Source organism: Nocardia sp. NPDC049935 (assembly GCF_055586645.1).
Window position 1 is genome coordinate 690,742 of record NZ_JBVJHV010000003.1, and the last position, 21,768, is coordinate 712,509.

Genomic DNA, 21,768 nt, shown 5'->3' on the forward strand with positions numbered 1-21,768 from the left:
GGTGGGACGGGTCCCTCCGCGTGTCCGGCGATCACAACGCGGCGACGGCGGCCACGAAACGGTCGAGTTCGTCGCGGCTCACGAAACAGTGCGGGGACGCGCGGACCAGAGCATCCAGCCCGCGAGCGGACATATCGAGCAGAGTCGATCCACGATGGCTCACGCTCACGGTGATGTCCTCGTCCAGTAACCGGTCCCGGACCGGCACGGGATCCAGCCCGTCCACGGTGAAGGAGACGATGCCGCTGTGCTCCACCCCGAGATCGCGCACGGTGATCCCGGGCAGCTCACCCAGCGCGCCCCGCAGATATCCGGCGCGCTCGGCGATCGCGGCATAGACCTCGTCCGGGCCGAGATCGAGAAGGTACCGCACCGCCGCGCCGAGACCGAGACGGGCCGCCACATCGTGCTCCCAGAACTCGAACCGGGTGGCGTCGGCCGCCAGGCGGTATTCCTGCGGCCCGGTCCACTGCGCGCTCAGCAGATCGACCCGGGACGGTTCCAGCGAGTCCACCAGTTCCGGCCGTACGTAGAGGAAACCGGTGCCCCGGGGGCCGCGCAGCCATTTGCGGCCGGTGGCCGACAGCGCGTCCACCCCGAGTTCGGCCACATCCAGCGGTAGCTGCCCGGCCGACTGGCAGGCGTCGAGCACCACCAGGGCCCCGGCCGCGCGCGCGATCCGCGCCGCCGCGGCGACCGGATTCACCAGACCCCCGTTGGTCGGCACATGCAGCAGCGACACCAGCCGGACCCGCTCGTCCATCATCGCGGCCAGGGCGTCGAGGTCGATCCGGCCCCATTCGTCGCTGGGGATCGGTTCCACCCGGGCCCCGGTGACGCGGGCGCGCTGCAGCGCCGCGACCGCGTTGCTGGCGTAGTCGGCGCCGGAGAGCAGGATGCGGTCGCCGGGCTGCAGCGGGACCGCGTAGAAGAAATCGCTCCAGGCGCGGGTGGCGCTGTCGCTGAGGGCGATGGTGCCGGGAGTGGTGTTCAGCAGGGCCGCGATCGCGGCCTTGACACCGGCCAGATCGTCGAGCCGTTCGTTCGCGGCCCGGTACCCGCCGATTTGTGCCTCGCGGCGCAGATGTGTGATCACGGTCTCGGTGACGATCCGCGGCGGAAGCGAGGAGCCCGCGCTGTCGAGGAATACCGATCCGGTGCCGACGCCGGGGGTGTCTTCACGTACTCGCTGATCATCCACCATGTCACCGACCCTATGCGCTGCCGGTCGCCGCGGGCATCCGGGCGGGTTGCCGGATCCGTGACCCGTTCGCGCCGAAAATGTGTCCGCCCCCGTCGCTACTCTGGATCCCACGCGCGCCGCACCCGTGGCCGCCGCCGCGCCCGGTTCGGTCCCGGGCCCGGTCGGCATCCCGCCGACAACCGAAGACGAGCCCTGCAGTACCGGCGACCGGATACGCGAGATCAACAAGCGAGAAGCCGCATGGAGGTTGGTATGGCGGTCACCCTCGAACACCCGGACTGGACCAGCGATTCACACCCACACCCGGCCCTGACCAGCCGTGCGGCCGCCGAGGCCTATCTCGGCGGGGTCTGTTTCAAACTCGGGCCGCCCACCCTGATCGGCGCCGAACTCGAATGGTTCACGGTGTGCGATGCCGGCGGCCGCGCCGCGCGCACCACCCCGCCGCAATCCCCGGCCGCCACATCCCGGCAACGTTCCGGCGGCGCCGCACCGCAGCACAGCGATCCGGCACGAGATTCCGCTTTTTCCGGACGCCGCCCCACCACAGACCTGCTCGCGCAGGCACTCGGCGCCCATGCGCCCCGGTCGATCGCACCGGATTCCCCCGCTCTTCCCCTCCCCGGCGGCAGCCGGGTCACCGTCGAACCCGGCGGGCAGATCGAACTGTCCAGCGCCGCCGTCGCCGAGGTCACCGATCTGTGTGCCCGGCTGGAGGCCGACCGCCGCCGCTTGGCGGCGCTGCTGGCCGACCGGTCCGTCCGGATGGTCGCCGCCGCGGCCGACCCCGTCCGGAGTCCGCGATGTCAGCTGCGGCTTCCCCGCTACCGGGCCATGGAGGACTATTTCGCCCGGATCGGCCCGTTCGGCAGGCTGATGATGAGCAATACCGCCGCCGTGCAGGTCAGTGTCGATACCGGCGCCGACGAGGCCGAGCTGGGCACGCGCTGGGCGGCCCTGCACGCCGTCGGGCCGGCCCTGGTCGCGGCCTTCGCCTGTTCTCCGGTACTGCGCGGCGCACCGGACGGGCAGTGGGCGTCGCAGCGGATGCGCACCTGGCTGCACCTGGATCCGGCCCGCGCCTGCCCGCCGACCGCCGACTGGGCCGACCCGGTCACCGGATATGCCCGCTGGGCCCTCGACGCCCCCCTGCTGTGTGTCCGACGACCGGAACCCGACGCCCACGGCGGATGGTCGGCACCACCGGATGCCACCTTCGCCGATTGGCTGTCGGGCGCGCTGGACGACGCTGTCGGCCGCCGGCCCGGTATCGGCGATCTGGACTACCACCTCACCACCCTGTTCCCGCCGGTGCGTCCGGGCGGCCATTTCGAGGTCCGCTACCTCGACGCCCAGCCCGGTGCGGACTGGACCGTACCCATCACCGCGATCCACTCGCTGCTGTCCACCCCCGCCGCGGTCGCCGACGCCGCCGCGGCCGCGGCGGGCACCGCGGACCGGTGGCTCGACGCCGCGCGCCACGGCCTGGCCGATCCGGAACTGCGGGCCGCGGCAGCCGCGGTACTGGAGGCCGCCGCAGACCACGACCGGACCGCCGACCCCCGCCTGCGCGCGGCGGTGCGCCGCTGCGCCGCCGGTAATCCACCGGGAGGCGGCGATGACTGAGCGCACCGGCCGCCCACGAGACCATCGCACCGAGAACACGCCGTCGAGCGGAGCATCATCGTGACCATCGCCCATCCGAACGCCGACCGCGCCGAAACCGATCGGCTACGCGACACCATCGCCGCCACCCTGACCCGCGCCCGGCAGCGCACCGCCGCCCTCACCGATTGCCTGGACGAGGCCGAACTCGCGGCCCAGCATTCCCCGCTGATGAGCCCGCTGGTCTGGGATCTGGCCCATATCGGCAACCAGGAGGAACTGTGGCTGGTGCGCGATGTCGGCGGCCGGGAGGCGGTGCGCGCCGATATCGACGAACTCTACGACGCGTTCAAACACGCCCGCCCCGACCGCCCCGGGCTGCCGCTACTCGATCCGGGTCAGGCCCGCGGCTACGTCGGCACCGTGCGCGACAAGGTGTGGGATGTCCTGGAACGCACGCCGTTGCGGGGTGACGAACTGGTGACCGGCGGGTTCGCGTTCGGCATGATCGCCCAGCACGAACAGCAGCACGACGAGACCATGCTCGCCACCCATCAGCTGCGGGCCGGGGCCCCGGTGCTGTCGGCGCCGGCGCCGCCCACCGCGGCCACCCCGGTACGCGGCGAGGTGGTGATCCCGGCGGGTGAGTTCGTGATGGGCACCTCCACCGATCCGTGGGCCCTGGACAACGAGCGGCCCGCGCACCCGGTCTTCGTCGCGGCCTTCGCGATCGACGCCGCCCCGGTGAGCAACGCGGAGTATCTCGCCTTCGTCGAGGATCGCGGCTACGAGCGGCGCGAGCTGTGGTCGGCGCGCGGCTGGTCGCACCGGCAGGAGGCCGGGCTCACCGCGCCCCAGTTCTGGGAACGGGATTCCGGCGGGCAGTGGTGGCGGCGCGTTTTCGGCGTCCGGCGTCCGCTGCGCCCCCAGCAGCCGGTGGTGCATGTGTGCTGGTTCGAGGCCGAGGCGTACGCGAACTGGGCCGGCAGGCGACTGCCCACCGAGGCCGAATGGGAGAAGGCGGCCCGCTTCGACCCGGCCACCGGCCGCACCCGCGCCTATCCGTGGGGCGACGCCGAACCCGGCCCCGCGACCGCCAACCTCGGGCAGCGGCATCTGGAACCCGCCGACATCGGCGCGTATCCGGCGGGCGCCACACCGGCCGGGGTCCATCAGCTCATCGGCGACGTCTGGGAGTGGACCTCGTCGGGATTCCATCCCTATCCCGGATTCCGGGCCTTCCCGTACCGGGAGTACTCCGAGGTCTTCTTCGGCGGCGACTACCGGGTCCTGCGGGGTGGTTCGTTCGGGACCGACCAGGTGGCCTGCCGCGGCACCTTCCGGAACTGGGATCATCCCATCCGCCGGCAGATCTTCTCCGGTTTCCGGCTGGCCCGCACCCTGGGCCCGGAGCAGGCCTGATGTGCAGGCATCTCGGCTATGTGGGTCCCGCCGTCGCGGTGGGTGAACTGCTGATGCGCGGCCCGCATTCGCTGCGCACCCAGTCGTGGGCGCCCCGGGATATGCGCGGCGGCGGAACCATCAACGCCGACGGGTTCGGAGTGGCATGGTGGGCCGGCGATACGGTCACCCGCTACCGCAACGCCGACCCCATCTGGACCGATCCGGCCGTGGAAGAGGTACTACCGCAACTGACCTCGCACGCCGTGCTCGCCGCGGTGCGCTCGGCCACCGTCGGAATGCCGCTGGACCGCTCGGCGTGCGCGCCACTGCTGTGGGACCGCTGGGCGTTCAGCCACAACGGGGTGGTCCCGCGATGGCGGACGGTTCTCACCGCGGTGCTGTCGGATCTCGACGTGGCCGCGACCCGGGCCGGGCTGACCCGCCGCTACGAGACCAGCCATCTGCTCGAGGCCGAGGCGCAGACCGATTCGGCCGCGCTGTGGGTACTGCTGTGCCGCCTGCTCGATCCGGAACCCCCCGCCGGTCTCGCCGAAACCCCCGCCACCGCGTTACGGCTGCTCACCACGACGGTCTTGCACCACGCACCCGATGCCCGCGTCAACCTGCTGCTCGGCAACGGCGACGCGCTCTGGGCGACAACCTGCTATCACTCGCTGTCCGCCCTGATCACCGATGATTTCGCGATTCTGGCGTCCGAACCCTACGACGACGACCCCCGCTGGCAGGCGCTGCCCGACTTCAGCCTGGTCCACGCCGAACCCGGCGCCCTGCGTATCGAATCCCTGGATATGGCCGAATCCCCCGCGACCGAAAGCCTGACTCGATGACCGAACCCATCGTAGAAGTCCATCTCACCGACGCCGATCTCACCGCGGCTCTGCGCGCCGATGCCCGGCGCGGCCTCACCGACAGCCCGAAATGGCTGCCGCCGAAATGGTTCTACGATGCGCGCGGCAGCGAACTGTTCGAGCAGATCACCGCCCTGCCCGAGTACTATCCGACCCGCACCGAACGCGCCCTGCTCGACAGTGTCGCCGGCGCCATCGCGCGGACCGCGCAGGCAGAGGTGCTGGTGGAACTCGGCTCCGGCTCGGCGGCCAAGACCCGCATCCTGCTCAACGCCCTCACCGGCGAAGGTCCGCTGAAAACCTATGTACCGCAAGATGTCTCCTCGTCCGCACTGCGCGCATCGGCCGCCGAGGTGGCGGCGGAGTTCCCCGGCCTGGCGGTGCACGGCGTGGTCAGCGATTTCACCGACACCCTGGCCACCCTGCCGCGCGGCGGCCGCCGGATGATCGCCTTCCTGGGCGGCACGCTCGGCAATATGGTCCCCGCCGAACGGGCCGAATTCCTCGGCGGTATCCACGATGTCCTCGAACCCGGCGAACAGTTGCTGCTGGGTGTGGGCCTGGTGGTGGATCCGGCGATCGTGGTTCCGGCCTATGACGACGCGGCGGGCGTCACCGCCGAATTCAACCGGAATGTGCTGCGGGTGCTGAATTCCCGGCTGCGCGCGGATTTCGACCCCGAGGCGTTCCGCCATATCGCGCATTGGGATCCGGACAACGAATGGATCGAGATGCGGCTGGAGTCGACGGTGGATACCACCGTCACGGTCGCCGACCTGGACCTCACCGTGCGCTTCGCCCGCGGCGAGCAGATGAGGACCGAGATCTCGGCGAAATTCCGCCTCGACGGCCTGAGCGACGAACTCCGCACCACCGGCTTCGTACCCGAACACGCCTGGACCGACCCCGACAACCGATTCGCCCTGGTCCTCGCAGCCCGAAAGTAATCCGCCAGGGCGGGGCCCGCCCGGTTCTGGAGCGACCAGAGGAAGGGAGCGCAGCGACCGACCGCCGGGAGTGAAGAACCGGGTTAACAGGGCCCCGCCCTCGAGCGGCGGAGCCGCTCCCAAATCACAGCCCTCGAGCGGCGGAGCCGCTCCAACATTTCAGTGCAGGCGGTTCTGGGCGGCTTCCAGGCCCATTCGCAGCAGCAGTTCGACCGCGTCGGCCGCCTGCTCGACCACCACCGGCACTTCCTTGCGTTCCACCGCGGAGAACGGTTTCAGGACGAAATCGGCCGGGTCCTGCCGTCCCGGCGGGCGCCCGATACCGATCCGGGTGCGCAGATAGTCCTTGGTCGTCAGCGCCCCCGACACCGAACGCAGACCGTTGTGCCCGCCTTCGCCGCCGCCGCGTTTGAGCCGGATCTCCCCGAAGGGCAGGTCCAGTTCGTCGTGGACTACGACGACCTCGGTGGGCGGTACCGAGAAGAATCGGGCCAGCGCGGCCACCGGTTTACCGGACAGGTTCATATACGACCGCGGTTTCGCGATCAGCACCTGCCGCCCGTCGAGCCGGGCCTGCACCACGTCGGCACCGGATTTCTTGTGCACGGTGAACCGGCCGCCGACCCGCTCCGCGAGCGAGTCGGCGACCAGGAAGCCCACATTGTGCCGGGTGCGCTCGTAGCCGGGCCCCGGGTTGCCCAGGCCGACGACGAGCGCCGGCGCGGTATCGGCCACGGCGGCGCTACGTGCGGAGTCCTATTCGGCGCTCTCGCCCTCGGCGGCCTCGCCCTCGGCGGCTTCCGGCTCCGGCTCCGCGACGGCGCGGGCCTCGACGACGTTCACGATGAGGGTCTCGGGATCGACGGCCAGGCTGACGCCCTTGGGCAGCGCGATCTGGGCGGCGGTGAACTGGGTGCCGGCCTCGGCACCGGCCACGGAGACCTCGAGCGATTCGGGGATGTTCAGCGCTTCGGCCGATACGGTGACGGCGGTGGCGTCCTGGGTGACCAGGGTTCCCGGGCCGGCCTCACCCGTCACGGTGACGGGGACGTCGGCGGTGACCTCTTCGCCGCGCTTCACGATCAGCAGATCGGCGTGCTCGATGTAGCGGTGGATGGGGTGCACCACGACCGATTTGGTCAGGGCGAGCTGCTTCTTGCCGTCGATGCTCAGGTTCAGCACCGCGTTGGTGCCGTGCTGGCGCAGGATCGCGGCGAACGACAGCGCGTCCAGCGACAGATGCTGGGGATCGGACTGATGCCCGTACAGGACCGCCGGAACGTTGCCCGCACGGCGGGTGCGGCGCGCGGCGCCCTTGCCGAACTCGGTGCGGATCGTCGCTTCGAGAAGGTTGACGTCGGACATGACTGGATAACTCCTACGGCTCTACCGGGCGTGTGGGCGGTGCCAGGGATATCGCGCCCCTGGTCGGTGGTCTGCTCGTCAGGCGAAGACCGAACGCAGACGGCCGGAAGCCGGGCCGCGTCGATCACGGTGCCGCAGAAAATGCGAACCCTCGCCGAGACAACCCGAATACTGTAACTCAGCTGCCGCATAAGTCCTGAATCGGGTGGTGAGCGACACGACGAAAGCCGGTCGGCGCCGTCACGTACCCTGGACAGGTTGCCACTTCCCGCACTTCGCCGAAAGGGTTTCTCCGTTGACCGCCTCCACCGAGGGCTCCGCCGCGCCCACCGCGCGCGGGTTGGCCGCCGAGGTGTCACGGCGCCGCACTTTCGCCGTCATCTCCCATCCCGACGCGGGTAAATCGACCCTCACCGAGGCACTGGCGCTACATGCCCGCAAGATCTCCGAGGCCGGCGCCATCCACGGCAAGGCGGGCCGGAAATCGACGGTGTCGGACTGGATGGAGATGGAGAAGGCGCGCGGGATCTCCGTGAGTTCCACCGCCCTGCAGTTCAACTATCGTGCCGCCGGATCCGATATCGACCACGTCATCAACCTGGTCGACACCCCCGGTCACTCCGATTTCTCCGAGGACACCTACCGGGTACTCACGGCGGTGGATGCCGCGGTGATGCTGATCGACGCGGCCAAGGGCCTCGAACCGCAGACGCTGAAGTTGTTCCAGGTGTGCCGCCACCGGGGTATCCCGGTGATCACGGTGATCAACAAATGGGACCGTCCCGGGCGGGCGCCGCTGGAACTGCTCGACGAGATCGACGAGCGGATCGGCCTCACCCCCACACCGCTGTTCCTGCCGGTGGGTATCGCGGGTGACTTCCGCGGCCTGCTGCGCCGGGGCGCCGACGGCGCGGCCGGGGAGTACATCCACTTCACCCGGACCGCCGGTGGCGCCACCATCGCGCCGGAGGAATCGCTGACCCCGGAGGCCGCCGAGGCCCGGGAGGGCGCGGCGTGGACCACGGCGGCCGAGGAGAGCGAACTGCTGTCGGCCACCGGCCAGGACCACGACCAGGAGTTGTTCCTGGCCGGCCAGACCTCCCCGGTGATCTACGCCTCGGCCATGCTGAACTTCGGCGTCCGGCAACTGCTGGAGACCCTGGTATCCCTGGCTCCCGCACCCGGCTCCCGCGCCGCGGCCGACGGCACCCCGCGCGAACCCGCCGACCCGTTCAGCGCGGTCGTGTTCAAGGTGCAGGCCGGTATGGATACCGCACACCGCGACCGGCTGGCGTTCATGCGGATCGTCTCCGGCGAGTTCGAGCGGGGCATGGTGGTCACCCACGCCCAGACCGGCCGCCCGTTCGCCACGAAATACGCGCTGACGGTGTTCGGCCGCGAACGCGCCACTGTCGATACCGCCTATCCCGGCGATGTCGTGGGCCTGGTGAACGCGACCGCGCTGGCTCCGGGGCATACGCTGTTCGTGGACAAGAAGGTGGAATTCCCGCCGATTCCCTCGTTCGCGCCCGAGCATTTCGCCGCGCTGCGCGCGCAGAGCGCCGGTAAGTACAAACAGTTCCGCAAGGCGATCGATCAGCTCGACTCCGAGGGCGTGGTGCAGGTGCTGCGCAACGACGCCCGCGGCGACGCCTCGCCGGTGCTGGCCGCCGTCGGGCCGATGCAGTTCGAGGTGGTGACCGCCCGGATGCAGGGCGAGTTCGGCGTCGAGACCCAGCTCGATCACCTCGCCTATACGATCGCCCGCCGCACCGACGCGGAATCGGCGGCCGAACTCGACCGTCAGCGCGGCGTGGAGGTGTTCACCCGCAGCGACGGCGCCGTCCTGGCGGTGTTCAGCGATAAGTGGCGGTTCCAGTACATCCAGAAGGAGATGCCGGAACTCACACTCGAACCGCTGGTCGCCGCCGCCGACTGACCGCGCCCGTTCCGGCGGTCAGCCGACCGCCCGCTCCTCCGGACCCGGGTACTCCTCACCGAAGCCGGTCTGCTCGGGTTCCGGGCCCTCGCTCATACCCGGGTGGTCCCGGGGGTCGCGTTCGACGGCTTCGACCCCGCTCGCCTGCTGGATCAGGCCCCACCGGTTGGCGGTGAGCCGCAGGCTGGGCAGATCGCTGAGCGAGAGCACCACCTCGTAGGTGCGCTGATAGCCGGTATGGGAGATACGCCACTGCCCGTCGTCGCACCGGATGTAGTCGTCGGTGTAGAAGGCGGCGCCGCGCAGGAGCATATTGTTCTCGGGAATGAGCACGGTATCGGACAGGTACCAGATTCCCTTGGCCCGATCTCCGTTCACATCGATCTCGGGATGATCGCAGCGGTGTTCGGTGATCACATGCGGGCCGAGTGTATTGCGCATGAATGTGAGAAATGCGTCCCGGGATTCGAACTGCAGATATTCGCTGTAGGTGGCCGTGGCCTCCGGGATCATCGTATCGGCGAAATCGTCCCAGAGTTTTGTGTCCAGGGCGCGCAGATACCGGAATTTGAGGCGATGGATAGCGAGGACATCGTCGGGATCGCCCGCGGATTTCGGGCGCTGATCACTCGGCCGCGACGGCCCCATCGTCAACGGCACATCGGCATCGGGCTCGAGCCGCGGTGGGAGCGAGACGTCGAGTCCGGCTCCCAGCGCGGCGGCGAGCGCGGCGCCGGAGAAGGCCATGGTTTCACTGCTCTGGCCCGGCCGCCGCGGAAATCCCCCCGGGCGCGGCCCGGGATCGTTGCGCTCCTCGCCCTGGTCCATATCTCCACCATCCCACCTGAAATGGACAAATAGGGAGGTTATTCAGGTTTGCATCGGATTGCTATACAGCGACGGCGGTATTACGGGATCCGGGTTCCGCCCGGTCAGCACGACAAAATCACTGGTAGAGCCGTCGCGGCAGCCTTTCGGCGGCCCGGAAATCAGGGCCGGTCGCCGGTGCCGATGGTGAAGCAGGTGCGACAGAAATCCTCGCCGAACTCGGTCAGCCGCAGGCTTTTGCGCACGATTTTCGGCGCCCGGCCCGCCTTTTTCAGAGCGGCCTCCACGATGGGCTGGACCTCGAGGACCATATAGCGGCTCAGCACCACGGGATCGTCGGAATTCTCGGTGAGCCCGAGACGGCTCAGATTGATCAGATAGGAGCGGGAGCGGTCCATGTACCGCACCCCGGCCTGCTCCGGAACCGAGGTCAGCCCGCCGGCGATCAGCTCCGACCCGATGCCCAGCGGGCGGTTGGTCCGGACATCGACCGTCGGCTGGGGTCCGTTGAGCGCCATATAGCGCAGCACCCGGGCTTCGTCGGGGGCCAGTTCGTCGAGGATCCGGTCGTAGGCGGGGTGCACCTCTTCGGTGAAATACACATCGGCGGAGCGGGCGAGCAGCGCGTCCCCGCGCTTGCGGAGTTCGGCGACGGTGGACGAACGCAGATAGGAGCCCACCGCGACCGTCTGCTGGGCCGGGGTCTGCCCGGTGGGGACGTAACTGACGATCTCGCGCACCGAGCCCTCGGTGACCCCCAGCGCGCTGCGCGCGATCGACCGCAGCGCGTTGCCGGTGCGTTCGGCGATCTCGGCGGAGGACTCCCCGTCCAGCGCCGCCTGGGTGATCTCCCGGGTGACCTCGTAGGAGGTCTCCACCGCCCACTGGCCGCCGCGGACCACGCTGCCGGCCGCCAGCCCGGCGGCCCGGAACACCCCGCGGATGAGCCGCGCCTCGTTGCTGATCTGGCGCTGTTCGACATCGGCGCTGCGTTCGACACTCGACGGCGGCCGGCGCACGACGCTCCCGGCGGGACCGGGGGTGCTCGCGGTACGCCGGGGGCCGGCCTCGGTGGCGCCGGGGCGCAGGCCGTTACCGGCGGGACGCCGCCCGGTCTCCGGCGCGGAACTCCGGCCGGAAGCGGTCGGCGAGCTCCGGTCCAGGGCTCGGGAACCGGCCCGGGGGAACTCCTGTCCGGTCCTGTCGTCTGCCACGTCTACTCCGATATCGCCAGATGAACGAATCCGCTCACCGATTATTGCCCATTCACCGTGATCGCCCGGCGCCGGACCGTGAATCCGGCGTACGTCTGAGACACTAATGTGCCGCGCCCGGAAGCGCCGACGACGCCGACGACCGTCGCGGCGCGATGGATGCCGGGCAGTGGTGCTAATTTCGAGGTCCCGGTGAGGCGGCGATCACCGGGAGCAGGAGGGTCTGTCGTGTTGGAGAGTGTGTTCGGGGTGCACCCGACGATCCTCCTGGAATTGATCACAATTCCCCTGTTCACCGGCGTTATCGGTTACATCACCAACTGGACCGGCGTACTGATGCTGTTCCGGCCGATCGCTTTTCACGGTATCCGGGTTCCCGGTCTGCGCTACCTGTACCCGTATCTGCCCAAACGGATCCAGATCCTGCCGCTGCTCAGCCACGACGGTAGATTCGGCTGGCAGGGCATCGTGCCGTCGCGGGCCGACAAGATGGCCAGTATCGCGGTGGACAAAGGGCTTTCGAAGCTCGGGAGCGTCGCGGATTTCTATCGTGAGCTGGAACCCGACGCGCTGGCCGAGCACCTCGCCGGCACCGCCGAGGCGCAGATCCGCGATATCGTCGAGAACATCCTGCGCCGCGACCATCCGCAGCTCTGGTACAACCTCCCCACCCAGGTCCGGGAGATGGTGCACGAGCGGGTGCGCCAGCAACTGCCGGATATCCTGCGGGAACTCACCGAGGAACTCGGCGCGAACATCGACCAGCTGCTGGATGTCAAACAGATGGTCATCCGCTATTTCCAGGCCCGCCCACAGCTGCTCAATCAGCTGTTCCAGGTGCTGGGTGCCAAGGAATTGCGATTCATGCAGAATTTCGGCCTCTATTTCGGCGCCCCTATGGGTGTGGTGCTGGTGGGAATCCTGCATCTGACCGGCTGGCCCACGCTGGCGGTGCTGCCCATCGGCGGAGTGATCATCGGCTGGGTGGTCAACTGGGTGGGCCTGAATATGATCTTCGCTCCGGCCGAGCCGAAATGGTGGTGCCCGTGGCGGCAGGGGCTGCTGATCAAACGGCAGGACGAAATCACCGCGGGGTATGCCGAACTGGTCTCGACCCAGGTGATGACCGTGGCCAATATCGGTGACGAACTGCTGAACGGCCCGAAATCCGACCGCACGCTGCAGATGCTCGAAGACACCCTGCGTCCCGCCGCCGACCGCGCGCTGGGCCCGGCCCGCGGCGCGGTGAAACTGGTTCTCGGCAGCCGCGAATACCAGTCCCTCACCCAGACCCTGACCTCGGAGGCGATGGCCATCGCGCCGCTCGCCTTCGCCGACGAGGATTTCAATCAGCGGCAGGGCAAGCAGATCAGCGCCTATATCGCCAAACAGATGTCGGAGCTCTCGCCCGACGATTTCGTCGATATGCTGCGGGCCGCGATCAAACAGGACGAGTGGCTGCTGTTCGTGCACGGCGGCGTGCTCGGCCTGTTCGCCGGCTACGCGCATATCCTGGTCTTCGGAACGGGGGTGGCGACGACATGGCTGTGAATCGGGAGCCGGAAGAGACCGGCACATCGAGCAGACCGTACGGGCCCGGCGGACCGGCCGCCGCGGCACGCGCGGTGGGTGGCGTGGCGCGGGTCGCGGTATCCGCCGTCTCCGGTACCGCCCGATGGGGCGTGCACACCGCGCTCGACGTCACCGAAACGGTGGTCCGGGGCAGTATGGCCGGGCTGCCCCCGGCCGAGATCCGCACCGAGGCCGCGCGGCAGGTCCGCGAAGCCCTGCGCGAGGCGCTCGGGGTCCCCGCCGCCGAATCCGGGCCGGACGAATCCCGCAGCGAGCGGTCGCTGCGCGAACAGGGCGCCGCGCTGCTGCGGCTGGCAGCCAGCCCCCAGGACCCCGACGAGGGCCATCCGGCGTTCGCCCGGATCCTCGCCGAGCTCACCTCCGACGAGGCCCGCATCCTGCGCCTGCTGCGGGTGCAGGGGCCGCAACCGGCGGTGACCGTCCGGGGCGGCCGGTCGTCGTGGCGGGGCACACGTAACGCCGAGCCCCGCACCGTACCCGCCGACCTCGGGGTCAGCATGATCGGCGAGAACGCCGGGCTGCGCCACCCCGACCGGGTACACCGCTATCTCGCCAACCTCCGCCGTATCGGGCTGATCGAGCTGATGCGCGATTCGGTGGGCACCCCCGAGCGCTATCAGCTGCTCGAGGCCCAGAGCGCTGTCGCCGACCTGCTGAAACAGGCCGGCGGGCGGGGCCGGCTCCAGCACCGCGGTATCGCGCTCACCGCGTTCGGCAGCGAGTTCGTGCAGGCCAGCCTGCCGATCGCGGGCGAGGACGGACCGGCCGCGGGCACCCGCTGACCGTCAGACCTGTTCGGCCAGCTCCATCCACCGCTCCTCGGCCGTCTCCTTCTGCGCTTGCACATCCTTCAGCTCGGCGCCCAGGCCCACCAGTTTGTCGGGTTCGGTCGCGGCCGCGGCGAGCGCGGTATGCAACTTCGCCTCGCGCTCACCCAGTTTGTCGATGGCGCGTTCCAGGCGGGTCAGTTCCTTACGGGCCGCGCGGTAGGCCGCGGAATCGGTCTGCGCCGCCGCCGTCCCGGAACCCTCGGCCGGACGCGCCGCGGGCGTGCCCGCCGCGAGTTCGGCCCGGCGGCCGAGGTACTGCGTGATGCCGCCGGGCAGGTTCGTCAGCTTGCCGTCGCCGAACAGCGCCCAGGTGGTATCGCAGATCCGTTCGATGAGGTAGCGGTCGTGGCTGATCACCACGAGCGTGCCCGCCCAGTTGTCCAGCAGATCCTCGAGCTGCTGCAGGGTGTCGATATCGAGATCGTTGGTCGGCTCGTCGAGCAGCAGCACGTTCGGCTCCGACATCAGGATCCGCGTCAGCTGCAACCGGCGGCGTTCACCGCCGGAGAGATCCCGGACCGGGGTGCGCTGCCGGGCCGGGTTGAACCCCAGCCGTTCGGCGAGCTGCCCGGCCGAGAGTTCCAGCGCCTTGCTGCCCTCGCCGAGGGTGATGCGCATGGCGATCTGCTGTACCGCCTCCAGCACCCGCATATCGGTGGGCAGATCGTCGAGTTCCTGCCGCAACCAGCCGATCCGTACGGTCTGGCCCTGGATCCGGCGACCGGCCACGGGTTCTTCGTCACCGGCGAGCGCGCGCAGCAGCGTGGTCTTCCCGGAACCGTTCACGCCCACCAGACCGACCCGCTCCCCGGGCGCCAGGCGCCAGGTCAGATCCTGCACCAGTTCGCGGCCGTCGGGCGTGGTCAGGGTGGCGTCCTCGAGTTCGACCACCACCCGGCCCAGCCGTTTCTTCGCGAACGCGGCCAGCGAGACGCTGTCGCGCGGCGGCGGCACATCGGCGATCAACGCCTCGGCCGCCTCGACGCGGTAGCGCGGTTTGGAGGTGCGGGCCTGCGGACCCCGGCGCAGCCAGGCCAGCTCTTTTCGGGCCAGGTTCTTGCGCCGGGCCTCGGTGGCATCGGCCTGCCGGGCGCGTTCGGCGCGGGCGAACACCCAGTCGCCGTAACCGCCCTCGTAGGTCTCCACCCGGCCGCCGACCACTTCCCAGGTACTGGTGGCGACGGTATCCAGGAACCAGCGGTCGTGGGTCACCACCACCAGCGCGCTGCGCCGGGCCAGCAGATGTTCGGCCAGCCACTGCACACCTTCGACGTCGAGATGGTTCGTCGGTTCGTCCAGCACCAGCAGATCCAGTTCGCGCACCAGCGCGGCGGCCAGTGCCACCCGCCGGCGCTCCCCGCCGGACAGATTGGTCACCTTGGTGTCCAGGCCCAGGTCCGCGATACCGATACCGTCGAGGATCGACCGGATCCGCGGGTTGGCGGCCCATTCGTGCTCGGCGATATCGCCGGTGGGCGCGTCCTCGGCCAGGCCGGCCAGCACCACCTCGCCGACGGTCGCGTCCTCGGGGAGCACCCCGCGCTGGGTCACCACGGCCAGCCGCAGCCCGCCGAGCCGGCTGACCCGGCCCGCGTCGGGCTCCTCGATACCGGTCAGCACCTCCAGCAGCGTGGTCTTTCCGCCGCCGTTGAGGCCCACCACCCCGATCCGGTCACCCGCGTGGACGCCCAGCGATACCCCGTCGAGCAGGGGCTTGATCCCGAAACTCTTGCTGACCTGTTCGAGGTTGATCAGGTTGGACATGGATCCTTCCGCCTCCGGCTCTCCCACCGCGCGCACGGCGGCTCGGCTCAGCCTATCGAGCCGCCGGTCGAGACCGGATCGCGCCATCGGCAGCGGCGCCGGCGCCACGGACCGGCCGGGCCGGACACCGCTCAGGCGCGCCGGGGTCCGGGCGCGGGCGGTTCCGGGATCGGGTGGGGCGGTTCCTCCTGGTTGGTCACCCGGGCGCCCGGTACCGGCCCGGTGGCCGTGCGGACGCTGCGCGCCACCCCGGCGCCCGACAGCTCCGCGGCCACCGCGACCGCCGATTCGGCCGAATCGCAGAGGAAGGCGCAGGTCGGGCCGGAACCCGACACCAGCCCGGCCAAGGCGCCGACCTCGACTCCCGCGCGCAGCGTACGGCGCAATTCGGGGCGCAGGGAGACCGCGGCGGCCTGGAGATCGTTGCCCAGCAGCGGCGCGAGCTGTTTCGCGTCACCGGAGGCCAAGGCCTGCATGAGTTCCTGGGGTTCGCCGAGCCGCGGCGGGGTGCCCTGGACCCGCAGCCGGTCGAGTTCGGTGAACACCTCGGGGGTCGAGAGACCGCCCTTGGCCAGGGCGAGCACCCAGTGGAAGGCGTTGCGGGACAGCACCGGGAGCAGCCGTTCGCCGCGACCGGTGCCGAGCGCGGTGCCGCCGTGCAGGGCGAAGGGGACGTCGCTGCCGAGTTCGGCGGCCACCGCGGCGAGTTCGTCGCGGTGCAGGCCCATCTCCCACAGTTCGTTCAGCCCGACCAGGGTGGCCGCCGCGTCGGCGCTGCCCCCCGCCATCCCGCCGGCCACCGGAATACCCTTGTCGATGGTGATTTCCACCAGTGGGGACCGGCCGGCGAGCTGGGCCATCCGGACCGCGGCCTTCCAGGCGAGGTTGGTGCGGTCGGTGGGGACCTCCGCGGCGCCTTCGCCGGTGACCCGCAGGGTGAGCGAGTTGGCGGGCGCGATCTCCAGGTCGTCGGCGAGCGAGAGCGCCTGGAACACGGTGGTGAGCTCGTGGTAGCCGTCTGCGCGCAGGTCACCCACTCCCAGATGGAGGTTGACCTTCGAGGGCGCCCGTACGGTGACGGGACTGGGCACAACGGACAGCACGGTGACCCAGCCTAACGGCTGTCCCGGTCCGAGGGCAGCCGATGGCCGGGCATCCCACCGTTGCCGATTGGTACCCCCAGGGGGTATATTGGCCGTACCGTCCCACGAGGGACCCGCACGAAGGAGACGCCAATGCCCACCACCAGCACCTACACCGTCACCGGCATGACCTGCGGCCACTGCGTGCAGTCGGTGAAATCCGAGATCGGCAAGATCGACGGCGTCACGAGTGTCGATGTCGACCTCGAATCGGGCCGGGTCGTGGTCGCGGGCGAGGTATCCGATGCCGCGGTCGCGGCCGCCGTGGACGAGGCGGGGTACGAGATCGCCGGCTGATCAGGACTGCGCGGCGAGCCGGACGAACGCCGCGGTATCCAGGGTCTCCCCGCGGGCGGCCGGAGCGATTCCGGCGGCGACCAGCCGCCGCTCGGCCTCCGCGGGGCCACCCGCCCAGCCCGCCAGCGCCGCGCGCAATGTCTTGCGACGCTGCGCGAAGGCCATATCGATGACCTCGAAGACACGGGCACGATGCCGCTCGTCGACCGGCCACGGCGGTTCGGCGAACCGATCCACCCGCACGAGCCCGGATTCCACCTGCGGCACCGGCCAGAACACCTGCCGCCCCACCGACCCGGCCTTGGCCACCGTGCCGTAGAAGCCCGCCTTCACACTCGGCACCCCGTACACCCGGCTACCGGGCCGGGCCGCGAGCCGGTCGGCGACCTCGGCCTGCACCATCACCAGCGCGGTCGACAGCGCGGGGAATTCGGCGAGCAGGTGCAGCAGCACCGGGACCGCGACGTTGTAGGGAAGATTCGCCACCAGGGCGGTCGGCGCGGTGGGCAGCGCGTCGGCGCGCACCCGCAGCGCGTCACCCGGCACCACGGTCAGCCGGTCGGCCAGCGCCCCGGCCCGCTCTCGAACCGTGGCGGGCAACTGCCCGGCCAGTACGGGATCGATCTCGACCGCCACCACCGTGTCCACCACATCCAGCAGGGCGAGGGTGAGTGAGCCGAGCCCCGGCCCCACCTCGAGCACGGTATCCGTTCGCCCGACCCCGGCGGCGGTCACGATCCGCCGGACGGTATTGGCGTCGTGGACGAAGTTCTGGCCGAGCTGTTTGGTGGGGCGCACCCCGAGCCGCTCGGCCAGTTCGCGCACCTGCGCGGGCCCCAGCAGAGCAGCCTGGCCACGCGCCATCATCTCGGCATCCGACACCGGGAAAACCTACCAACCCGGCCGGACGCCGACGGCCGGGCAGGGGCCCGGCGGATGAAGATTCAGGCGGCCTGCGGCAGATCCACGACGGATACCGCCGCGGCCGGAGCCGAACGGGTCCGGTCTCCCGCGGAGTCGTGCGTGGCGATGGCCGCGCCGGCGCCGACGATCAGAGTGAGCAGTACAGCGGCGATAACCATGTACAGCAGGGGCGAACGTGAGGAGTTGATCCTCGTAAAGGGTGACACGGTAACGGGACGATAACGAAGGTCGTGGCCGGCGACAACCGGAACCGGCCGGCTCATCGCCCGCGCGGCCCGAACCCGCGCGGTGCCCCAGCTAGACGCGATGCGGCCCGGAAAACTGTGATTCAAATCACTTCGTTTGCGGGTCCGGTGGCTCAGCCCGCGAGCCGGTACACGCGCTGCGCGTTGGCCGTGCTGATCTCGGCCAGTTCCGCCGGGTCCTGCCCGCGGAGTCCGGCGACCGCCCGCACCGTGTAGGGCAGGCAATACGGCTCGTTCGGCGCGCCCCGGTACGGATGCGGCGTGAGGTACGGGGCATCGGTCTCGACCAGCAGCAGATCGTCGGGCACCACCTTCACCGCCTCCCGCAACTCGTGCGCGTTCTTGAAGCTGGCCGTCCCCGAGAAGCTCAGCACGTACCCCTCGGCCACACACGACAGCGCCATATTCACGTCCGAGGAGAAGCAGTGGAAGATCACCGTCTCCGGCGCGCCCTCGTCCAGCAGCACGGTCAGCAGATCGTGATCGGCCTCCCGGTTGTGGATCATCAGCGGTTTGCCGATCCGTTTGGCCAGGTCGATATGCCAGCGGAAACCCTCGATCTGGGTGTCGATATCCGCGCACCCCTCGAGTTTGCCGGGCCAGTAGTAGTCCAGTCCGGTCTCCCCGACCGCCACCACGCGGGGATCCGCCGCCAATTTCTCCAGTTCGGTCCGCGCGGCGTCGTCGAGCGCGTTCGCCCGGGTGGGATGCAGCGCGACCGCCGCGTACACCCGCTCGTCCCAGCCGGCCGCCCGGACCGCCCAGCGGGCGGCGTCCAGATCGTCGGCGACGGTGACCACCCGGCCGACCCCGGCGGTGGCCGCCCGGTCGACCATCTCCGCCACCGAGGCCGCGTCGGTGGCACCGCAGGCGTCGAGATGGGTATGCGCGTCGACCAGCGGGGGCAGCGGTTCGGGCAGCGGGGGCGCCGGACGTTTCGCAGTCACGCGCACCACAGTAGAGACCCGTTCCCGGACCCGCCCCGCGGCGGCCGCGCTGCGGTCCTCATGATGGAATCGACATACCATGAGCGCAGTCGATCGCCCCGCCTTCTACCTCACCACGGCCATCGCGTACCCGAACGGTGCGCCGCATATCGGGCACGCCTACGAGTACATCTCCTCGGACGCGCTGGCCCGGTTCAAGCGGCTCGACGGGTACGACGTGTTCTTCATGACCGGAACCGACGAACACGGTCAGAAGATGCAGCAGACCGCCGCCGCCGAGAACATCCCGGTGGAGGAACTGGCCGCCCGCAACTCCGATGTGTTCGAGCGGATGGACAAAACCCTCGACGTCTCCTTCGACCGCTTCATCCGCACCACCGACGCCGACCACCAGATCGCCAGCTTGGCCATCTGGCAGCGGATGCTCGACAACGGCGATATCTATCTGGGTAACTACTCCGGCTGGTACTCGGTGCGCGACGAGGCGTTCTACACCGAGGAGGAGACCACGCTGCTCGACGACGGCAGCCGTATCTCCACCGAGTCCAAGACCCCGGTCACCTGGACCGAGGAATCCAACTTCTTCTTCCGGCTCTCGGCCTACCAGGACAAACTGCTCGCCCTCTACGACGAGCACCCGGAATTCATCGCCCCCGCGACCCGGCGCAACGAGATCGTGAGCTACGTCAAGGCCGGACTGCAGGATCTGTCGATCTCGCGGACCACCTTCGACTGGGGTGTCCCGGTCCCCGGCCACCCCGATCACGTCATGTACGTCTGGGTGGACGCGCTCACCAACTACCTCACCGGTGTCGGGTTCCCCGATACCGATTCCGCCGCCTTCCAGAAGTACTGGCCCGCCGATGTGCACATCATCGGCAAGGACATCACCCGCTTCCACACGGTCTACTGGCCCGCGTTCCTCATGTCGGCCGGTATCGAACTGCCGAAACGGGTTTTCGTCCACGGGTTCCTGTACAACAAGGGCGAGAAGATGTCGAAATCGGTCGGCAACGTCGTCGACCCGCTCACCCTCGTCGACACCTACGGCCTCGACGCGGTGCGCTTCTTCCTGCTGCGCGAGATCTCCTACGGCCAGGACGGCAGCTACAGCCACGAGGCGATCGTCTCCCGCATCAACGCCGACCTGGCCAACGAGTACGGCAACCTGGTCCAGCGCAGCCTCACCATGGTCGCCAAGAACTGCGGCGCCGCCGTGCCCACGCCGGGTGAGTTCACCGACTCCGACCGTGCCCTGCTCGACCGCGCGAACGGGCTGCTGGAACGCTGCCGGGCCGAGTTCGATGTGCAGCTGATGCATCTGGCACTCGAGCAGATCTGGCTGACCCTGGGCGAGACCAACCGGTATTTCAGCGCCCAGGCCCCCTGGGCCCTGCGCAAATCCGGCACCGAAGAGGATCTCGCCCGGATGGCGACGGTGCTGTATGTGACCCTCGAGGTGGTCCGGATCGTGGCCATCCTGACCCAGCCGGTGATCCCGGGGTCGGCGGCGAAGATCCTGGATCTGCTCGCCCAGCAGGGCCGCGAATTCGCCGATATCGCCACCCCGCTGGTGCCCGGCGTCGCACTGCCCGCGCCGGAACCGGTGTTCCCCCGCTATGTGGAGCCCAAAGCCGACGAGTGATTCCGATACCCGGCCGCTGCGCGCGGCCGGGTATCAGTCCAGCGTCGCGCGCCGGGCCGCCAGCACGGCGTCGTAGAGTTCGCGCCGCGAGACGCCGGCCATCTCGGCGATTTCCGCGCTGGCGTCCTTGAGCCGCAACCCGGCCGCGGCCCGCTCCTCCACCTGCGCCACCAGATCCTCCGGATCCGCCACCGTCGGCGCAGCACCCTCCAGCACCACCGTGATCTCGCCGCGGGCGCCGTCGACGGCCCATTCCGCGAGCTCGGCGAGACTGCCCCGCACGACCTCCTCATAGGTCTTGGTGAGCTCCCGGCACACCGCCGCCCGCCGCTGTCCGCCCAGCACCTCCACCGCATCGGCCAGGCAGTCCGCCAGCCGGTGCGGCGCCTCGAAGAACACACACGCCCGCTGCTCGGTGACCAGCGCGGCCAGCCACTCCTTGCGACGCCCCGGTTTGCGGGGCGCGAACCCGTCGAAACAGAACCGGTCCACCGGCAGCGCCGACAAGGCCAGCGCCGTCGTCACCGCCGACGGCCCCGGCAGGCAGGTCACCGGCAGACCCTGTTCCGCGCACGCCGCCACCAGCCGGTACCCCGGATCACTCACCGACGGCATCCCCGCATCGGTCACCAGCAGGACGGTCCGCCCGTCGCCGATCTCGGACAGCAGGGCCGGCACCCGGGCGGTCTCGACATGGTCGTAGAAACTCACCACCCGCCCCCGGATCTCCACCCCCAGCGCCGTCGCCAGCGACCGGGTGCGGCGGGTGTCCTCCGCAGCGACGATATCCGCGCTGCCGAGCGCCTCCCGCAACCGCGGCGACGCGTCCCCGATATCGCCCAGCGGTGTCGCCGCCAAGATCAGCCCACCGTCGGTCACCACACTCCCGTCCCGGCCCGGCCGGTCCGAACCTGTCGATGTCGGCAGCCTAGCCGTGCCCCCACCCCACACCCACGAGGTCCTCCACCGCCCCCGCCGTCCGAACCCCCACGCGCTCCCCGCCACC

General features: G+C 69.9%; 20 protein-coding genes. 9 read left to right on the forward strand and 11 right to left on the reverse strand.

Features of this window, described 5'->3' with window-relative positions; genetic code table 11:
• Window positions 1-31: 31 nt before the first annotated feature.
• Window positions 32-1,204, reverse strand: a complete 1,173-nt coding sequence (locus ACZ6SF_RS16135) for an aminotransferase class V-fold PLP-dependent enzyme (RefSeq protein WP_466062870.1) — start codon at window positions 1,202-1,204, stop codon at window positions 32-34.
• Window positions 1,205-1,456: 252 nt separating this feature from the next.
• On the opposite strand from ACZ6SF_RS16135, the gene egtA reads away from it, so the two are divergent.
• The 4 genes from egtA (at window position 1,457) to egtD (ending at window position 6,029) form a co-directional block, all read left to right on the forward strand.
• Window positions 1,457-2,830 (forward strand): ergothioneine biosynthesis glutamate--cysteine ligase EgtA, encoded by a 1,374-nt coding sequence (gene egtA / locus ACZ6SF_RS16140; protein ID WP_466062871.1) that lies wholly within the window; start codon window positions 1,457-1,459, stop codon window positions 2,828-2,830.
• A gap of 66 nt (window positions 2,831-2,896) precedes the next feature.
• Complete coding sequence (gene egtB, locus ACZ6SF_RS16145) at window positions 2,897-4,231, forward strand: ergothioneine biosynthesis protein EgtB (RefSeq protein ID WP_466063014.1); 1,335 nt, start codon at window positions 2,897-2,899, stop codon at window positions 4,229-4,231.
• Window positions 4,231-5,061 carry an ergothioneine biosynthesis protein EgtC gene (gene egtC, locus ACZ6SF_RS16150; RefSeq protein ID WP_466062872.1) on the forward strand — a complete coding sequence of 277 codons (831 nt, stop codon included), beginning with the start codon at window positions 4,231-4,233 and terminating at the stop codon, window positions 5,059-5,061. The genes egtB and egtC overlap by 1 nt, the downstream gene beginning before the upstream one ends.
• The gene (gene egtD, locus ACZ6SF_RS16155; RefSeq protein WP_466062873.1) at window positions 5,058-6,029 is read left to right on the forward strand and encodes an L-histidine N(alpha)-methyltransferase; all 972 of its coding nucleotides are present in this window, start codon (window positions 5,058-5,060) and stop codon (window positions 6,027-6,029) included. The genes egtC and egtD overlap by 4 nt, the downstream gene beginning before the upstream one ends.
• A gap of 159 nt (window positions 6,030-6,188) precedes the next feature.
• Here the strand turns inward: egtD and pth are convergent, their stop codons facing one another.
• Both pth and ACZ6SF_RS16165 read right to left on the reverse strand, forming a co-directional pair.
• A complete protein-coding gene (gene pth / locus ACZ6SF_RS16160; RefSeq protein ID WP_466062874.1) occupies window positions 6,189-6,764 on the reverse strand; it encodes an aminoacyl-tRNA hydrolase in 576 nt (191 codons plus the stop codon).
• Between the two features lie 21 nt (window positions 6,765-6,785).
• Window positions 6,786-7,394 (reverse strand): 50S ribosomal protein L25/general stress protein Ctc, encoded by a 609-nt coding sequence (locus tag ACZ6SF_RS16165; protein WP_466062875.1) that lies wholly within the window; start codon window positions 7,392-7,394, stop codon window positions 6,786-6,788.
• Window positions 7,395-7,689: 295 nt separating this feature from the next.
• Between ACZ6SF_RS16165 and ACZ6SF_RS16170 the strand changes: the two genes are divergently transcribed.
• Window positions 7,690-9,333 carry a peptide chain release factor 3 gene (locus ACZ6SF_RS16170; RefSeq protein WP_466062876.1) on the forward strand — a complete coding sequence of 548 codons (1,644 nt, stop codon included), beginning with the start codon at window positions 7,690-7,692 and terminating at the stop codon, window positions 9,331-9,333.
• A gap of 18 nt (window positions 9,334-9,351) precedes the next feature.
• Here the strand turns inward: ACZ6SF_RS16170 and ACZ6SF_RS16175 are convergent, their stop codons facing one another.
• Both ACZ6SF_RS16175 and ACZ6SF_RS16180 read right to left on the reverse strand, forming a co-directional pair.
• Complete coding sequence (locus ACZ6SF_RS16175; protein ID WP_466063015.1) at window positions 9,352-9,981, reverse strand: nuclear transport factor 2 family protein; 630 nt, start codon at window positions 9,979-9,981, stop codon at window positions 9,352-9,354.
• A 341-nt stretch (window positions 9,982-10,322) separates the two neighbouring features.
• The gene (locus tag ACZ6SF_RS16180; RefSeq protein WP_466062877.1) at window positions 10,323-11,375 is read right to left on the reverse strand and encodes an Abi-alpha family protein; all 1,053 of its coding nucleotides are present in this window, start codon (window positions 11,373-11,375) and stop codon (window positions 10,323-10,325) included.
• Window positions 11,376-11,603: 228 nt separating this feature from the next.
• On the opposite strand from ACZ6SF_RS16180, the gene ACZ6SF_RS16185 reads away from it, so the two are divergent.
• Window positions 11,604-12,926 (forward strand): hypothetical protein, encoded by a 1,323-nt coding sequence (locus tag ACZ6SF_RS16185; RefSeq protein WP_466062878.1) that lies wholly within the window; start codon window positions 11,604-11,606, stop codon window positions 12,924-12,926.
• Window positions 12,917-13,750 carry an Abi-alpha family protein gene (locus ACZ6SF_RS16190; protein WP_466062879.1) on the forward strand — a complete coding sequence of 278 codons (834 nt, stop codon included), beginning with the start codon at window positions 12,917-12,919 and terminating at the stop codon, window positions 13,748-13,750. The genes ACZ6SF_RS16185 and ACZ6SF_RS16190 overlap by 10 nt, the downstream gene beginning before the upstream one ends.
• Window positions 13,751-13,753: 3 nt before the next feature.
• Here ACZ6SF_RS16190 and ACZ6SF_RS16195 read toward each other — a convergent pair whose 3' ends face one another.
• Entirely contained in the window at window positions 13,754-15,562 is a 1,809-nt protein-coding gene (locus ACZ6SF_RS16195; RefSeq protein WP_466062880.1) for an ABC-F family ATP-binding cassette domain-containing protein, read from the reverse strand.
• A 131-nt stretch (window positions 15,563-15,693) separates the two neighbouring features.
• Window positions 15,694-16,665 (reverse strand): 4-(cytidine 5'-diphospho)-2-C-methyl-D-erythritol kinase, encoded by a 972-nt coding sequence (locus ACZ6SF_RS16200; RefSeq protein ID WP_466062881.1) that lies wholly within the window; start codon window positions 16,663-16,665, stop codon window positions 15,694-15,696.
• 132 nt (window positions 16,666-16,797) lie between these two features.
• On the opposite strand from ACZ6SF_RS16200, the gene ACZ6SF_RS16205 reads away from it, so the two are divergent.
• On the forward strand, window positions 16,798-17,001 hold the full coding sequence (locus ACZ6SF_RS16205; protein ID WP_466062882.1) for a heavy-metal-associated domain-containing protein: 204 nt from the start codon (window positions 16,798-16,800) through the stop codon (window positions 16,999-17,001).
• Here the strand turns inward: ACZ6SF_RS16205 and rsmA are convergent, their stop codons facing one another.
• The 3 genes from rsmA to ACZ6SF_RS16220 form a co-directional block, all read right to left on the reverse strand.
• Window positions 17,002-17,868: a 16S rRNA (adenine(1518)-N(6)/adenine(1519)-N(6))-dimethyltransferase RsmA gene (rsmA, locus tag ACZ6SF_RS16210; RefSeq protein WP_466063016.1), complete on the reverse strand. Its 867-nt coding sequence runs from the start codon at window positions 17,866-17,868 to the stop codon at window positions 17,002-17,004.
• Between the two features lie 77 nt (window positions 17,869-17,945).
• A complete protein-coding gene (locus tag ACZ6SF_RS16215; protein ID WP_466062883.1) occupies window positions 17,946-18,083 on the reverse strand; it encodes a hypothetical protein in 138 nt (45 codons plus the stop codon).
• Window positions 18,084-18,283: 200 nt separating this feature from the next.
• Window positions 18,284-19,117, reverse strand: a complete 834-nt coding sequence (locus ACZ6SF_RS16220) for a TatD family hydrolase (RefSeq protein ID WP_466062884.1) — start codon at window positions 19,115-19,117, stop codon at window positions 18,284-18,286.
• Window positions 19,118-19,196: 79 nt separating this feature from the next.
• Between ACZ6SF_RS16220 and metG the strand changes: the two genes are divergently transcribed.
• Window positions 19,197-20,762 (forward strand): methionine--tRNA ligase, encoded by a 1,566-nt coding sequence (gene metG, locus ACZ6SF_RS16225; RefSeq protein WP_466062885.1) that lies wholly within the window; start codon window positions 19,197-19,199, stop codon window positions 20,760-20,762.
• A gap of 33 nt (window positions 20,763-20,795) precedes the next feature.
• Here the strand turns inward: metG and rsmI are convergent, their stop codons facing one another.
• The gene (gene rsmI / locus ACZ6SF_RS16230) at window positions 20,796-21,641 is read right to left on the reverse strand and encodes a 16S rRNA (cytidine(1402)-2'-O)-methyltransferase (protein WP_466062886.1); all 846 of its coding nucleotides are present in this window, start codon (window positions 21,639-21,641) and stop codon (window positions 20,796-20,798) included.
• Between the last annotated feature and the right edge of the window lie 127 nt (window positions 21,642-21,768).